Source organism: Microbacterium excoecariae (assembly GCF_011326725.1).
GTDB lineage: Bacteria > Actinomycetota > Actinomycetes > Actinomycetales > Microbacteriaceae > Microbacterium > Microbacterium excoecariae.
This window is the reverse complement of sequence record NZ_JAANCO010000001.1, coordinates 1,240,010-1,253,901: the sequence shown is the minus strand read 5'-3', so window position 1 is coordinate 1,253,901 and position 13,892 is coordinate 1,240,010. Positions and strand designations below refer to the sequence as shown.

At 70.9% G+C, this 13,892-nt stretch carries 13 protein-coding genes; all 13 read right to left on the bottom strand.

Features of this window, described 5'->3' with window-relative positions:
• Positions 1-10: 10 nt before the first annotated feature.
• Positions 11-1,030, bottom strand: a complete 1,020-nt coding sequence (locus G8E01_RS05605) for a quinone-dependent dihydroorotate dehydrogenase (protein WP_166317006.1) — start codon at positions 1,028-1,030, stop codon at positions 11-13.
• 4 nt (positions 1,031-1,034) lie between these two features.
• The gene (nrdR, locus tag G8E01_RS05600; protein WP_155049027.1) at positions 1,035-1,496 is read right to left on the bottom strand and encodes a transcriptional regulator NrdR; all 462 of its coding nucleotides are present in this window, start codon (positions 1,494-1,496) and stop codon (positions 1,035-1,037) included.
• A gap of 38 nt (positions 1,497-1,534) precedes the next feature.
• The gene (hisD, locus tag G8E01_RS05595) at positions 1,535-2,836 is read right to left on the bottom strand and encodes a histidinol dehydrogenase (RefSeq protein ID WP_166317003.1); all 1,302 of its coding nucleotides are present in this window, start codon (positions 2,834-2,836) and stop codon (positions 1,535-1,537) included.
• Positions 2,837-2,863: 27 nt separating this feature from the next.
• Entirely contained in the window at positions 2,864-4,114 is a 1,251-nt protein-coding gene (locus G8E01_RS12715) for a hypothetical protein (RefSeq protein WP_166317000.1), read from the bottom strand.
• 70 nt (positions 4,115-4,184) lie between these two features.
• Entirely contained in the window at positions 4,185-7,697 is a 3,513-nt protein-coding gene (gene dnaE / locus G8E01_RS05585) for a DNA polymerase III subunit alpha (protein WP_166316997.1), read from the bottom strand.
• 242 nt (positions 7,698-7,939) lie between these two features.
• A complete protein-coding gene (locus tag G8E01_RS05580) occupies positions 7,940-8,869 on the bottom strand; it encodes an RluA family pseudouridine synthase (RefSeq protein WP_166316994.1) in 930 nt (309 codons plus the stop codon).
• Entirely contained in the window at positions 8,862-9,443 is a 582-nt protein-coding gene (locus tag G8E01_RS05575; RefSeq protein WP_166316991.1) for a signal peptidase II, read from the bottom strand. The genes G8E01_RS05580 and G8E01_RS05575 overlap by 8 nt, the downstream gene beginning before the upstream one ends.
• A complete protein-coding gene (locus G8E01_RS05570; protein WP_166316988.1) occupies positions 9,433-10,029 on the bottom strand; it encodes a DivIVA domain-containing protein in 597 nt (198 codons plus the stop codon). Before G8E01_RS05570 ends, G8E01_RS05575 begins: the two co-directional genes overlap by 11 nt.
• A gap of 38 nt (positions 10,030-10,067) precedes the next feature.
• Positions 10,068-10,373 (bottom strand): YggT family protein, encoded by a 306-nt coding sequence (locus tag G8E01_RS05565; RefSeq protein WP_166316985.1) that lies wholly within the window; start codon positions 10,371-10,373, stop codon positions 10,068-10,070.
• Positions 10,374-10,446: 73 nt separating this feature from the next.
• Positions 10,447-10,911, bottom strand: a complete 465-nt coding sequence (locus G8E01_RS05560; RefSeq protein ID WP_166316982.1) for a cell division protein SepF — start codon at positions 10,909-10,911, stop codon at positions 10,447-10,449.
• A gap of 36 nt (positions 10,912-10,947) precedes the next feature.
• Positions 10,948-11,631 carry a YggS family pyridoxal phosphate-dependent enzyme gene (locus G8E01_RS05555; protein ID WP_166316979.1) on the bottom strand — a complete coding sequence of 228 codons (684 nt, stop codon included), beginning with the start codon at positions 11,629-11,631 and terminating at the stop codon, positions 10,948-10,950.
• A complete protein-coding gene (gene ftsZ, locus G8E01_RS05550) occupies positions 11,628-12,809 on the bottom strand; it encodes a cell division protein FtsZ (RefSeq protein ID WP_166316976.1) in 1,182 nt (393 codons plus the stop codon). Before ftsZ ends, G8E01_RS05555 begins: the two co-directional genes overlap by 4 nt.
• A gap of 167 nt (positions 12,810-12,976) precedes the next feature.
• Positions 12,977-13,888 (bottom strand): cell division protein FtsQ/DivIB, encoded by a 912-nt coding sequence (locus G8E01_RS05545; protein ID WP_166316973.1) that lies wholly within the window; start codon positions 13,886-13,888, stop codon positions 12,977-12,979.
• Between the last annotated feature and the right edge of the window lie 4 nt (positions 13,889-13,892).

The window sequence follows — 13,892 nt, the reverse complement described above, 5'->3', positions numbered from 1 at the left end:
GCGTGAGTCGTCAGGCGGCCAGGGCGCGGTTGATCTCGCGCGCCCAGAGCGGCCCGCGGTAGATGAATCCGGTGTAGCCCTGCACGAGCGTCGCGCCCGCGTCCAGCCGCTCGCGGACGTCCGCGCCCGTCTCGACGCCGCCGACCGAGATCACGCAGAAGGACGGATCCGGCGCGGCCTCGCGCACGAGGCGCAACACCTCGAGCGAGCGGGCCTTCACAGGCGGTCCCGACACGCCGCCGGCCCCCATGCGCTCCACCTCGCCCTGCGGGGTCGCGAGCCCGTCGCGGGAGATCGTCGTGTTCGTCGCGATGAGGCCGTCCAGCCCGAGGTCCACGGCGAGGTGCGCGATCGCGGCGACCTCGTCGTCCGGCAGGTCCGGGGCGATCTTCACGAGCAGCGGGGTGCCGCCCGAGGCATCCCGCACCGCCTCCAGCAGGGGGCGCAGCGTCTCGACGGCCTGGAGCCCGCGCAGGCCCGGGGTGTTCGGCGAGGAGACGTTGACGGCGAGGTAGTCCGCCACGGGCGCGAGCGCCCGCGCGCTGCGCACGTAATCCGCCGTGGCGTCCTCGACCGCGACGACCCGGCTCTTGCCGATGTTCGCGCCGACGACGGCGCCTCGACGACGCAGCCGCGCGATGCGGCGCGCCGCCGCGCGCGCCCCCTCGTTGTTGAACCCCATGCGGTTCAGGAGACCCCGATCGGCGACAAGGCGGAAGAGCCGGGGACGCTCGTTGCCGGGCTGCGGGATCGCCGTCACGGTCCCGATCTCGACATGACCGAACCCGAGCGCGTCGACGCCGCGCACACCCACCGCGTTCTTGTCGAAACCCGCCGCGACGCCGAACGGCGTGGGGAAAGTCCGCCCGAGGGCGGTGGTCTCGAGACGCGGATCCGGCGCGGCAAAGCGGCGGACGACGGGGGCGATCGGCCGCGACCCGAGGACGCGGATGGCGGTCATGCCGAGGTGGTGCGCGAGTTCCGGATCCATGCGCCGGAAGACGCTGCGGAACACGAGGTCGTAGAGCATCGGGTCACTCCCCCTGGGTGCGGTGGTCGGCGCGGAGATCCGCGATGGCGGCCTCGAAGTCCTCGAGGGACGCGAACGCCTGGTACACGCTCGCGAAACGCAGGTAGGCGACCTCGTCGAGCTCGCGGAGCGGGCCGAGAATCGCGACGCCGATGTCGCCCGCCTCGAAGGTGCTCTGACCGGTCTGGCGCAGCGCCTCCTCGACCTTCTGCGCGAGCAGCGCGAGGTCGTCGTCGGTCACGGGCCGCCCCTGGCACGCCTTGCGCGCGCCGGAGATGACCTTGTCGCGCGAGAACGGCTCGACCGCGCCGGAGCGCTTGACGACGTTGAGGCTCGCGGTCTCGACCGTCGAGAAGCGCCCGCCGCACTCGGGGCACTGGCGGCGACGGCGGATCGATAGCCCGTCGTCGCTCGTACGGGAGTCGATGACGCGGGAGTCGGGATGGCGGCAGAAGGGGCAATGCATAGCGGAACGAGCCTACTCGGATCGCCCCGAGATCCCCGTCACGCGAAGCGCGCGGTGATCGCCTCGCCGTGTCCGGGAAGGTCCTCCGCGTTCGCGAGGGCCACGATCCGGTCGGCCACGACGCCGAGGGCGTCCCGGTCGTATCGGATCACCTGCTGCGGCCGCAGGAACGTGTAGGCGCCGAGCCCCGAACCGTACCGAGACTGGCCGCCCGTCGGCAAGACGTGGTTGCTGCCGGCCATGTAATCGCCGAGGCTCACGGGCGAGGCGGCACCGACGAACACCGCCCCGGCGTTCGTGTAGCGCGCCGCCGCCGCGTCGGCGTCGGCGAGGTGCAGCTCGAGGTGCTCGGGGCCATAGGCGTTGCTGACGCGCTCCATGTCGCTCGCCGAGTCGACGAGGACGATCGCGGACTGGGGACCCGCGAGGGCCGCGGCCACGCGCTCGGCGTGGCGCGTGCGCGGGGCGAGGTCGGCCAGGGCGCGCGCGACCGAATCCGCGATCTCCTCCGAGGTCGTCACGAGCACGGATGCCGCCTGCTCGTCGTGTTCCGCCTGGCTGATGAGGTCGTAGGCGACCAGCCGCGGATCCGCGGTCTCGTCCGCCGCGATGAGGATTTCGGTCGCACCGGCCTCGGCGTCGGTGCCCACCGAGCCTCCGACGACCCGCTTGGCCGCCGCAACGAAGTTGTTCCCGGGCCCCGTGACGACGTCGACGGGCGCGAGGGACAGCGCCGGCACGCCGTGCGCCAGCGCGCCGATCGCGCCCGCGCCACCCATGGCGTATACCTCGTCGACGCCGAGGAGCCCCGCGACCGCGAGGATCGTCGGGTGCACGCGGCCGCCCTGGTCGGCCTGCGGCGGCGAGGCCAGCGCGAGCGACGCGACCCCGGCCACCTGCGCCGGGACGACGTTCATGACGACGCTCGACGGGTAGACCGCCTTGCCGCCGGGAATGTACACGCCCGCGCGCCCGACGGGTTGCCAGCGCTGGTCGACGACCGCCCCCGGCCCGAGCCGTGTGGAACGCGGATCCGGAACCTGCGCCGCCGACGCCTCCCGCACGCGCGCGATCGCCTCGTCGAGCGCGGCGCGCACGTCGGGCGTCAGGGCGGCGAGGGCCTCGTCGATGTGCGCGCGCGGTACGCGCACGTCGTGACCGGCGACGCCGTCGAAGCGCTCCGCCTGCTCGCGGAGGGCGGCCTCGCCGCGGTCACGCACGTCCGCGACGATCCGCTCGGCCGCGTCGCGGGCCGCCGCGAGCGCCTCCGTGGCGCGCGGAACCACGTCGAGGAGGTCGCGCGCGGAGAGCGTTCGGGAGCGCAGGTCGATCGTGCGCATGGGTGTCGCCGTCCTTCGAAGAGTCGATCAGCCGCGGGTGACGCCGCTGGTGTCGTGCAGGTATCCGATGCGGCCGTCGTCATGGCGGACGACGAAGTACGCGCCGCGGTCCTCGAGCACGAGGGCCCAGGCGGTCGGGCCGATCCGGAAGCTCGGGTTCCCCGCGACGTCGTGCACGTCGCGTTCCACGGGGACGAGGGCCCAGAAGGGCTGGTCCGCGGGCGCAGGCTCGGCCACGAGAGGCCCATCGAAGACCGCCGTCGCGGCGTTGTCCTGCCACGCCGCGGCCTGCTCGGGCGCCGCCTGCTCGGGCGCCGCCTGCTCGTCGGCCGTCTGCTCCGGGGCCGCGGCCTCGGGCACGGCCTGTGCGGAAGCCGGCTGTTCGGGCACCGCCTGCGTGGCGGACTCGTGCTCGGGGGCGGGCACGCCCGCAGATGCGCCCTCAGCGCCCTCCCGCGGCGCGGTCGCCTGCGGGACGGCCGCTTCGGGAGGCGACGCCGCGGTGTCGGTCGGTGCGGGCGCGGCCGCCGGGGTGTACCCGGGCCATCCCTGCTCGGACGGCGACGCGTACGGGTGCGCGGCCTGCGGATACGACTGCGTGGCGTGCGCACCCGGCTCCTCGGCGGAGGCGGGCGCGGGGTGCTGTTGCCAGGCCGACGGGATCGGCTGCGGGCGCGGCGTGCGCAGGAGAGGCCGGACCGGGCGCGCGGTCGCGTGGGCCGGGACCTCGTCGCGCTCCGCGAAGTCCTCGCGGAACGGCGGCAGGAAGCGGCCGAACACGGTCAGCGCGACGCCCGCGAGCGCGACGAGGGAGGCGATCCAGACGACGGCGCCGAGCATGGCGCCGAGCTGGACCCACGTGATCCCGAGGTTCAGCCACACGTAGGCGGACACGGCGAAGGCGACCGAAGCGAACTGATCGATGCCGAGCGCGCCAACGTTGCGGAAGCCCGTGACGAACCGGCGCAGGCCGATGAGGACCACCGCCGCCACGGGGAATCCGACCGCGCCGACCCAGCTGATGCCGAAGCTCCAGATTGGCGCGTACACGCCGCGCCCGAAACCGCTGATCTGCACGACCGACACGAACGACAGCACGAACAGGACCAGCCCGAGGCCGAGCAGGATCCACTCGCGCAGCGTGAACGGCCCGAGGCCCTGCTGCGCGTTGTGCGGCGGCTCCTCGAGGGGCGTGTCGACGGTCATCTGCTGCACGAAGCGCGGCTGCTGCTCGCCCTGCGAGAAGGCGCCGGGCTGCGGCGCATTGGCATCAGTCACTGTGGGATCCTCTCCGTCGCGCCGGGCGCGATCCGTCCGTCCGCAATTCTACGTGGGCCGCGCTCCGCGCTCATCCGAGACACTGCGGTCCGAGGAGCGCTTTGAGGTCGCCGAAGAGTTCGGCGGAGACCCGCACGGGAATCGGCACCTCGAAGACCTTCGCCTGCCGCCCCCGGTGCATCTTCAGCCGCACCTCGGTGTCGCCGCCGTGCCGGCGGAGAATCTCGGACAGGTCGCCGACGACGCGCTCGGTGGCGCGCTGCTCGGGGAGCATGACGGTGAGCGGCCCGCTCGCCACGGACGTCGCGATATCGGGCGCGAACGCGGCCTGCGCGTGCAGGTTCAGCCCGTCGTCGCGGCGCGAGACCCGCCCGCGGACGACGAGGATCGAGTCCTGCGTGAGGATCGGCTGAAACTCCGTGTACGTCTTGCCCATGAACATCACGGTGACCTCGGCCTCGAAGTCCTCGACCGTGATCATGCCGTACGGGTTTCCGCTCGACTTCGCGACGCGGTGCTGGGCCGTCGTCACGAGGCCCGCGATCGTGACCTGGTCGCCGTCCTCCAGATCCTCGGAGTTGACCAGGTCGTTGATCGTCATCGAGCGGTGCTTCGCGAGCGGCACCTCAAGGCCCGCGAGCGGGTGATCCGACACGTACAGCCCGAGCATGTCGCGCTCGAACGCCAGGAGGTCCTTCTTCGTCCACTCGGGGCGCTCCGGCACCTTCTGCACGGCCTCCGGTTCGTCCCACAGGCTGTCGAAGTCGAAGCCGATCGCGCCGCCCGCGGCGTTGCGCTTGTCGGTCACGGCCTGCTCGACGGCCTGCTCGTGGATCTCGACGAGCGCGCGACGGGTGGATCCCATGGTGTCGAAGGCGCCGGCCTTCACGAGCGACTCGATCGTGCGCTTGTTCGTGACGTGCAGGGGAACGCGCGCGAGGAAGTCGTGGAACGACGTATACGGGCCGTCCGACCGCGACGCGACGATGCCGTCGACCACGTTGTGGCCGACGTTGCGGACCGCCCCGAGCCCGAAGCGGATGTCCTCGCCGACGGCGGCGAAGAACTCGATCGACTCCGACACGTCGGGCGGCAGCACCTTGATGCCCATGCGCCGGCACTCGTTGAGGTACATGGCGAGCTTGTCCCGCGAGTCGCCAACCGACGTCAGCAGCGCGGCCATGTACTCGGCCGGATAGTGCGCCTTGAGGTACGCGGTCCAGTACGACACGACCCCGTACGCCGCGGAGTGGGCCTTGTTGAACGCGTAGTCGGAGAACGGCAGGAGGATCTCCCAGAGTGCCTTGACCGCGTCCTCAGAGAAGCCGCGCTCCATCATGCCGCCGCTGAAGCCCACGTACTGCTTGTCGAGCTCGGACTTCTTCTTCTTGCCCATCGCGCGGCGCAGGATGTCGGCTTGACCCAGGCTGAATCCGGCGACCCGCTGCGCGATCGCCATGACCTGCTCCTGATAGATGATCAGGCCGTAGGTCGTGTCGAGGATGTCCTGCAGCGGCTCCTCGAGCTCGGGGTGAATGGGGGTAATGGCCTGCTCGCCGTTCTTGCGCAGCGCGTAGTTCGTGTGCGAGTTGGCGCCCATGGGGCCCGGCCGGTACAGCGCGATGACGGCCGAGATGTCCTCGAAGTTGTCGGGCTTCATGAGGCGCAGGAGCGACCGCATCGGCCCGCCGTCGAGCTGGAACACACCCAGCGTGTCGCCGCGGGCGAGGAGGTCGTACGCCTTCCTATCGTCGAGCTGGAGCTGCTCCAGGTCGATCTCGACGCCCTTGTTCATGCGGACGTTCTCGAGCGCGTCAGAGATGATCGTGAGGTTGCGCAGCCCCAGGAAGTCCATCTTGATGAGCCCGAGCGACTCGCAGGCGGGATAGTCGAACTGGGTGACGATCTGCCCGTCCTGCTCCCGCTTCATGATCGGGATGATGTCGATGAGCGGGTCGCTGGACATGATGACACCCGCCGCGTGCACGCCCCACTGGCGCTTCAGCCCCTCCAGCCCCACGGCGCGGTCGAAGACGGTGCGCGCCTCCGGATCCGTCTCGATCACGGAGCGGAACTCGCTCGCCTCCTTGTACCGCGCGTGCGACGGGTCGAACATCCCGTCGAGGGGCATGTCCTTCCCCATCACGGCCGGCGGCATCGCCTTCGTCAGCCGCTCCCCCATGCTGAACGGGAACCCGAGCACACGGCCCGCGTCCTTGAGCGCCTGCTTCGACTTGATGGTGCCGTAGGTGACGATCTGCGCGACGCGTTCGTCGCCGTACTTCTCCGTCACGTAGTCGATGACCTCGCCGCGGCGGCGGTCGTCGAAGTCGACGTCGAAGTCGGGCATCGAGACGCGGTCCGGGTTGAGGAACCGCTCGAAGATCAGGCCGTGCTCGAGCGGATCCAGGTCCGTGATGCGCATCGCGTACGCGACCATCGATCCCGCGCCGGACCCGCGGCCCGGGCCCACACGAATACCGTTGTTCTTCGACCAGTTGATGAAGTCCGCGACCACGAGGAAGTAGCCCGGGAACTTCATCTGCGTGATGATGCCGATCTCGTACTCCGCGCGCTGGCGCACGGCGTCGGGGATCCCGCCCGGGTAGCGATAGTGCAGCCCGGCCTCGACCTCCTTGACGAACCAGCTCTCCTCGGTCTCACCCTCGGGCACGGGGAAGCGCGGCATGTAGTTCGCCGACGTGTCGAACTCGATCTCGCACCGCTCGGCGATGAGCAGCGTGTTGTCGCACGCCTCGGGGTGGTCGCGGAAGAGCTGCCGCATCTCGGCCGCGGGCTTGATGTAGTAGCCGTCACCGTCGAACTTGAAGCGGTTCGGGTCGTCGAGGGTCGACCCCGACTGCACGCACAGGAGCGCCTCGTGCGCGTTGGCGTCGTGCTGGTGGGTGTAGTGCGAGTCGTTCGTGCCGACGAGCGGAATCTGCAGGTCCTTCGCGAGCTTCAGCAGGTCGGCCATCACGCGGCGCTCGATGTCGAGGCCGTGATCCATGATCTCGGCGAAGTAGTTCTCCTTGCCGAAGATGTCCTGGAACTCGGCGGCGGCCTGCCGCGCCTCGTTGTACTGGCCGAGGCGCAGGCGCGTCTGCACCTCGCCCGAGGGGCAGCCCGTGGTCGCGATGATGCCCTTGCCGTAGGTCTGCAGGAGCTCGCGGTCCATGCGCGGCTTGAAGTAGTACCCCTCGAGGGAGGCGAGCGAGCTCAGCCGGAAGAGGTTGTGCATGCCGGCGGTGTTCTCGGCCCACATTGTCATGTGGGTGTACGCGCCGGATCCGGACACGTCGTCGCGCTTCTGATCGGCCGTGCCCCACGCGATGCGCGTCTTGTCGGAGCGGTGGGTTCCGGGGGTGACGTAGGCCTCCAGGCCGATAATCGGCTTGATCCCCTGCGCCTTCGCCGCCTTGTAGAACTCGAACGAGGCGTAGTTGTTGCCGTGGTCGGTGACGGCGATGGCGGGCATCTCCATCTCGGCCGCCGCCTTCGTCATGTCCGCGAGCTTCGCGGCCCCGTCGAGCATGGAGTACTCGCTGTGGACGTGGAGGTGCACGAAGGAGTCGGAGGCCATACCTCTCAGTCTAATTTCCGTCGCCCGGGAGGGCCCCAGGCGCGCACGCGAAGCCACAGGCGAGGCGATTACCGGCCGAGCGCCGCCGGCATCGACACGCCCGCGCAGCGATCACGGGCCGGGCGCCGCAGGCATCGGGACTGGCGGGAGCGCGGGTCGCGAAGCAGCCGCGCGGGGGACTGCGGCGCACGGCCCGTGATCGCGTAGCGAACAAGGACGCGCGCGTCGCGCCGGGAGGAGCGTCAGACGCGCGCGTCGCGGAGCAGCTCGAGCGCGTGCGCGAGGTCGGCTGGGTAGGGCGAGACGAACTCGACCCGCTCCCCCGTCGCCGGGTGCTCAAAGGCGAGCCGATGCGCGTGCAGCCACTGGCGCGTCAGCCCCAGTCGCTCCGCGAGCGTCGGATCCGAGCCGTAGAGCGGATCCCCCACGCAGGGGTGCCGGTGCGCGGCCATGTGCACGCGGATCTGGTGGGTGCGTCCCGTCTCCAGGTGGACCTCGACGAGCGACGCGCGGGGGAAGGCCTCGATGAGCTCGTAGTGGGTGACGGCGTCCTTGCCGTCCGGCGTGACGGCGAACTTCCACGAGTGGTTCGGGTGACGACCGATCGGGGCGTCGATTGTGCCCACGACCGGATCCGGGAGTCCCTGGACAACCGTGTGGTAGACCTTGTCGACCGTGCGGTCCTTGAACGCGCGCTTGAGGAGCGTGTAGGCGAGCTCGGTCTTCGCGACGACCATGAGTCCGCTCGTGCCCACGTCGAGGCGGTGCACGATGCCCTGGCGCTCGGCGGCGCCGCTGGTCGAGAGTTCGATGCCCGCGGCGAGGAGCGCGCCGGGGACCGTCGGGCCCTCCCATCCGACCGATGGGTGCGCCGCGACACCGGCCGGCTTGTCGACGACGACCAGGTGGTCGTCCTGGTACACGATGCCCAGCCCGGGAACCTCGACGGCGACGACGGTCGGCTCGGCCCTCTCAGACCATTCCACGTCGATCCACGAGCCGGCGCTGACGCGGTCGGACTTGCCGGCCGCGCGGCCGTCGACGAGCACGCCGCCCGCCGCGGCGACCTCGGCCGCGAAGGTGCGAGAGAACCCCAGCATGCGGGCCAGCGCCTGGTCGACCCGGGCTCCCTCGAGCGCGTCCGGGACCGGGACGCGCCGAGACTCACGCATCGTCGCCCTCGGCCGCCTCGTCCTTGCGGGCCCGGGAGCCGTCGAACTCGACGCCGACGAGCACAAGGACCGCGACGGAGATCATGCCGCCGACGATGAAGATGTCGGCGACGTTGTAAATCGCGGGGTTGGTCCAGAACCACATCCACGGCGTGAGGATGAAGTCGACGACGTGGCCCACGGGAAATCCAGGATCCCGCACGAGGCGGTCGGTGAGGTTTCCGAGGACGCCCCCGAGGAGGAGGCCGAGGACCGCGACCCACAGTCGCGAGCGCACGCGCGTCACGACGAGGAAAACGATGCCCGCGGCGACGAGGCCGAGCGCGATCGTGAAGACCCAGGTCACGCCCTCGCCGAGCGAGAACGCGGCGCCGGGGTTAAAGACGAGCAGCCACTGCAGCGCGTTTCCGAGTGCCGCGACCGGTTCGCCCTCCGTGAGCGTGGCGAGCGCCCATTGCTTGCTCACCTGGTCGGCGGCCAGCACCAGCGCCGCGAGAATCGCGACGATGGCGCCGGCCGCCGGGGCGCGGAGCGGGCGCCGGGCCCGCGGCTGCGCGTCGGTGTCAGAGGCCAATGGTCGACACGGGCGTGTTGCCCGAGCCCGACTCCGGCGCGTCGAGGTCGGCGAGCTTCTGCTCGAAGTAGCCGCGCAGCTGCTGGCGGTAGTCGCGCTCGAACTGGCGCAGCTCCGTGATCCGGCCCTCGAGCGTCTTGCGCTCCGTGTCGAGCTTCTGCGAGATCTCGCGCTGCTTCGCCTCGGCGGCCGAGACGATGCCGGCGGCCTTCATCTCGGCGTCGTCGACGAGCTTCTTCGCCGTCGCCTGCCCCTCCGCGACGTGCTCGTCGTGCAGGCGCTCGGCGCGGGCGATGATGCCGGCGGCGTTCGACGCGGTGCTCGTGACGGCCTCGGTCGGCGCCTCGGTCGGCTCCGCGGCGGGCTCCTCGGCCTTCGGGGCCTCCGTCACGACGGGGGTCGCCTCGGCGGCGCCAGACTCGAGCTCGGCGACGCGCGCCTTGAGCTGCTCGTTCTCCTCGATCGTCTTCCGCCACTCGACGACGATCTCGTCCAGGAAGTCGTCGACCTCGTCGGGGTCGAAGCCCTCCTTGAAGCGGACGTGCTGGAACTGCTTGGTAACGACGTCTTCCGGCGTCAGTGCCATGTTGTGGCCCCTCTTTCGATGGTGGACATCATGATAATTCAGTACATCACCGCGATGACCCGCAAGATGGACATCGCGATGAAACACAAGAGCATGGTGATCGCGAATCCGAGATCGATCGCGATGGCGCCGATGCGCAGCGGCGGAATGTGGCGGCGGAAGAAGCGGATCGGCGGATCCGTCAGCGTGTAGACGATCTCGCAGACGATGAGCATCCCCCCGCGCGGGCGCCACTCCCGATTGAACATAGGAATGTACTCGAGGATGAGGCGCGCGAACAGCACCACGACGTACAGAGACAGGACGAGGTGCAGGATCGACGCGACGAACCCGATGACAGCCACGAGAACTTAGCCTACGCGAGAAGGCCCGGCGACGCCGAACGGCGCCCCGGGCCCGACGAGCGAAATCTCGACCTCAGCCGCCGAAGGCGGCGTCGTCGGCGGGCGCGATCCCGCCGTCGCCCGAGACGGCGATGTTCTCGGGGCTGAGGAGGAAGACCTTGCTGGTCACGCGCTCGATGCGCCCGTAGAGGCCCATCGAGAGGCCGCTCGCGAAGTCGATCAGACGCCGGGCGTCGGCGTCCGACATCTGCGAGACGTTGATGATCACCGGCAGGCCGTCGCGGAAGTGCTCGGCGATCGGCTGCGCGTCGCGGTACTGCTTCGGGTGCACCGTCACGATCTCGTTGACGGATCCCGCCGCGGGCTGGCGCACGACCGTGGGGCGACGCAGCGGCGTCACGGGCGCCGGCTTGTCTTCATCGTGGCTCTCCTCGTGGTGAGCGGTGCGGGACGGGGCCTGGGCCGCAGGCTCGTCGACGTATTCCTCTTCGTCGGCGAGGCCGAGGTAGACCATCGTCTTCTTGAGCGGGTTCGCCATGGCGTCCTCCGGTTGGGTGCTCGTCTTGTGTGAAGGCTAATCCTGCGGCGGCCTCGGGCCCGTGATTGCGGTACCGATTCTGAGGTGTGTCGCGCCACACGCGATGGCCTCGTCGAAGTCCTGCGACATTCCCGCGGACACCCACGTCGCCGCGGGCTCGATGCCCCGCACGCGCGCGGCGTATCCGGCGAGCCGGTCAAAGGCCCGCGCCGGCTCTTCCCCCAGCGGGGCGACCGCCATGACGCCGCGGAGCCGGAGGGTGTCCGCTGCGGCGATGCGCTCGGCGAGCGCATCGAGCCCCTGCGGATCCACGCCGCCGCGATTCGGATCCGCGGTCAGGTTGACCTGGACCAGGGCGTCGAGCGGCGCGTCGTCCTCGCCCGCGCGATCGAGCGCGTCGACCAGGCGCTCGCGGTCGACCGAGTGCACGACGCGCGCGGCCCGGCGCACGGCCCGCGCCTTCTTGGTCTGCACCTGCCCGACGAAGTGCCAGGTGAGGCCCGCGAGGTCGGCTGTCTCGGCCGTCTTGGCCGTCAGCTCCTGCTGGCGATTCTCCGCGACGTCGCGCACTCCGAGGCCGGAAAGCTCCCGGACGAGGGACGCGGGGTGAAACTTCGTCACGACGATGCGCGTGAGATCCCGCGGATCGCGCCCCGCGCGCGCCGCCGACGCCGCGATGGCGGCGTCGGCGGCGGCGAGGCGCTCCGCGAGCGTGGTCATTTCAGGAATTCGGGGATGTCGATGTCGTCGTCGTCCCCGTACGCGCCCGACTCGGCGAGCGCGGGGGTCGCGGGAATCGACGGGGCCTGCGGCTCCGGGCGGCCGTCCTCGGTCGAGGTCGAACCGTCCGTGGCCTCGGCCGCCGGGGCCACGTGATCGCCGGGGAGCGACGGGCGCGCCGCCTGCTCCGACCGACCGCCGAACGACGGAATCTCGGCACGCGGCTGCGGCTCGCCACCGTCGAAGCCGGCGGCGACGACCGTCACGCGCACCTCGTCGCCCAGCGTGTCGTCGATGACCGTTCCGAAGATGATGTTCGCCTCGGGGTGCGCGGCCTCCTGCACCAGGCGCGCCGCGTCGTTGATCTCGAAGATGCCGAGGTTGGACCCACCCTGGATCGACAGGAGCACGCCGTGCGCGCCCTCGATCGAGGCCTCGAGGAGCGGGGACTCGACGGCCAGCTCGGCTGCCTTGATCGCGCGGTCGGCGCCGCGCGCGGATCCGATGCCCATGAGCGCGGACCCCGCGCCCTGCATGACGCTCTTGACGTCGGCGAAGTCGAGGTTGATGAGGCCGGGCGTGGTGATGAGATCGGTGATGCCCTGGACACCCGCGAGGAGGACCTGGTCGGCGGTCGCAAAGGCCTCGACCATCGAGATGCCGCGGTCGCTGATCTCGAGGAGGCGGTCGTTCGGCACGACGATGAGCGTGTCGACCTCCTCCTTGAGCACCTGCACGCCCTGCTCGGCCTGCTGCTGGCGGCGACGTCCCTCGAAGGAGAACGGCTTGGTGACCACGCCGATCGTGAGCGCGCCGATCGACTTCGCGATCCGCGCCACCACGGGCGCGCCGCCGGTGCCCGTGCCGCCGCCCTCGCCCGCCGTCACGAAGACCATGTCCGCGCCCGCGAGGGCCTGCTCGATCTCCTCCGCGTGATCCTCGGCCGCGCGGCGCCCCACCTCGGGGTCGGCGCCCGCGCCGAGGCCGCGGGTCAGGTCGCGCCCGACGTCGAGCTTGATGTCGGCGTCGCTCATCAGCAGCGCCTGCGCGTCGGTGTTGATCGCGATGAACTCGACGCCGCGCAGCCCGAGCTCGATCATGCGGTTGACGGCGTTGACACCACCACCGCCGACGCCGACGACCTTGATGACGGCGAGGTAGTTCTGGTTCTGGCTCATGCTGCCTCCATCGACGGGACCTGGCTGCGACCGGCAAAGTCGAAACCTTAAACCTCAACTAAAGGGTTAAAGTATTCACCGGCATATATCTGCTCGTCCTCGACCGTACGTGCCGGGCGCCCGACTCCCGCGAGGCGCGCCGCGGCGTGTCGGTGAAATCGCGCGGATCAGCTCACCACCAGGACCCCGGCCGACGACACGTCGTACGTCGACACCTCTGCCGGAGGCGATGACGCCATCCCGGCCTCGAGCACCTTCGTCTTCTCGGCGGTGTCCCCGGCGCTCCCCCACACGACCGTCACGCCGCCGCCGTCCGGGAGGTCGAAGGACACGTCCTCGGGGCTCGTGGCGCGGATCCGCGTCACGCGCTCGGCCAGGTCCGCCGGCAGGGCGCGCAGGACCTGTCCCACGGCGGCGAAGGCGTCGGATGTAACGCCGCCCTCGACCTCCGCGATCGGGAGCCCCTCCGGCGCCTCGTCGCTCGTCGTCAGCGGGACGCCGGCGGCGTCGACGGTGGTGAACCCGGCGTCGGAGGCGACGACCGCGACGGGCGTGCGCTCGACGATGCGGACGACGAGCTCGTGCGGGGGAAGCGACTCGACGGTGTAGGTCTCGATGCGCGGGAAGGCGAGCAGCGCGGCGCGGATCTCGCTGTCGTCGACGAGCGGGAGGGGCCTTCCCACCTGACCGGACAGGGCCTCCGCGATGTCGTCCGCGGAGATCGTCTCAGCCCCCGCCACGCGGATGTCCTCGACCGCGAACAGCGGGCTATACGCGGCGCCGAACGTTCCCACGACCAGCGCCGCGAACGCGCCGAGCGACACGATCCACGTCAGGCGCCGCCGGCGCGCGCGCACCGTGAAGCGGCGCACCTCCGAGCGCTCCGCGTTCTTCGCCCGGCGGTCGGCGAACCAGAGGCGGACGCGCTCGGCCCAGCGCGCGCCGAACGACGGGGAACCGGCCCCCCGCGCGTCGTCGAGCCCCTCGGGTGCGCGGGCGGTGTCCTCCGCGCCGCCGCGCGGGAGCGGATCCGGGACCTCGCGCCGCTCGGACGGCGGGAGCGGACCGGGGCGCTTCACGCGC